The following is a 1387-nucleotide window of genomic DNA, read 5'->3' as shown; positions in this document are numbered from 1 at the left end:
GTGGCGGGCGCGGTGCCGGCGAGCCGCCCGTGCTGCCCGACCGGGCGGCCGAGGACCGGCCCGAGGCGTGGGGCGAGCGCGCCGACGAGGAGGACGACGAGCGCTACCTGCGGGAGCGACCGCCCCACTGGTGAGCCCACCGGCGGCGGACGCGCGAGCGGCGCTCGTCGTCCTCGTCGGAGCGGGAACGGGCGTCGCCCAGGCGGCCCGACGAGGAGGGGCCGTCGACCCGGCCGCGCCGGGCCTCAGGGGAGGTCGGGGCCCCGCTGACCGGCCGGGCCCGCGCCGCCCGCGGCGTCGGTGTCCCCACCGGCACCGCCCGGGCCGGCAGCGCCCGCGGCGCGCTGGGCGGCGAGGAGGTCGCGGATCTCCTGCAGCAGCAGGATGTCCTCGCTGGGAGCGGCGACGTCGGGCTCCGCGCCCTGCTTGCGCAGGGCGAGCAGGCGGTTCATCGGGACGACGACGAGGAAGTACAGCACCGCCGCGACGATGAGGAAGTTCAGGGCGGCGGCGATCGTCGTCCCGAAGACGATCTTGGTGGCGCCGTCGCCGGTCCGGCTCGGGATGTCCACCCCGAGCTGGCCGATCTCCTGGGCGTCGAAGATCGCCGCGATGAGGTTGCCGAAGACGTCCGTGCTGATGGCCGTGACGATGGCCGTGAAGGCCGCGCCGATGACGACCGCGATGGCCAGGTCGATGACGTTGCCGCGCAGGATGAAGTCCTTGAAGCCGCTGAGCACGTGCCCTCCTCGGTGGGGCGGGCCCGGCCCGCCGTCCTCGCCCGCCCGGCCGGTGCCGTCCGGGACCGCCCGCCGGACGGCGGGCGCTGCGAACCCTCGCACTCCGGGCACCGCTCCGGGCGGCACCCGCGCAGGACACGACTGGGGACACGACTGGGGACACGACTGGAGGGCACGGGCGGGGCGTCACCGGTCGGGCAGCAACGCGAGCTGCACGCCGCTCCCGGCAGCGACGGCCGCGGCCACGCCCCGGGCCTCGTCGCGGCCCAGCGCCAGGACGACGACACCGCCGGCCGGGTCCCCGCCGAGCGGACCGAGCGCTCCCTCGCCGCCGCGCTCGGGCACCCGCAGGACGACGGCGCGCTCCGCGACGACGTCGGCGACGCTGGCGGTGGCTGCGGACGGGTCGGTGAGCAGGGGGTCGGCGGGGGCGGCGAGGACGAGGACGGCGTCACCGGGCGCGACGAGCTCGCTCGAGGCCGCCGGGAGCGGCAGGCCGACCGCGACGTCCCCGGCCCGGGCCCCGGCGAGCAACCCGGGCCCGGCGAGCCGGGCGTCGGTGACGACCTCGCCCTCGCGGGCGGGGGAGGCCAGGCGGCGGCCGACGACCGCAGCGGGTGACGCGGCGGCGCCGCCGGGCACGAGCC

At 78.7% G+C, this 1387-nt stretch carries 1 protein-coding gene and 1 pseudogene; both read right to left on the bottom strand.

The window, feature by feature from the left end; translation table 11 throughout:
* Positions 1-245: 245 nt before the first annotated feature.
* Positions 246-740 carry a large conductance mechanosensitive channel protein MscL gene (gene mscL, locus HLB09_RS17070; protein WP_171204482.1) on the bottom strand — a complete coding sequence of 165 codons (495 nt, stop codon included), beginning with the start codon at positions 738-740 and terminating at the stop codon, positions 246-248.
* Between the two features lie 186 nt (positions 741-926).
* Positions 927-1387, bottom strand: a pseudogene (locus tag HLB09_RS17065) (hypothetical protein); the annotation flags it as partial.

The sequence above is a fragment of the Pseudokineococcus marinus genome (assembly GCF_013004605.1).
Taxonomy (GTDB): domain Bacteria; phylum Actinomycetota; class Actinomycetes; order Actinomycetales; family Quadrisphaeraceae; genus Pseudokineococcus; species Pseudokineococcus marinus.
This window is presented reverse-complemented; position numbering and strand designations above follow the sequence as displayed.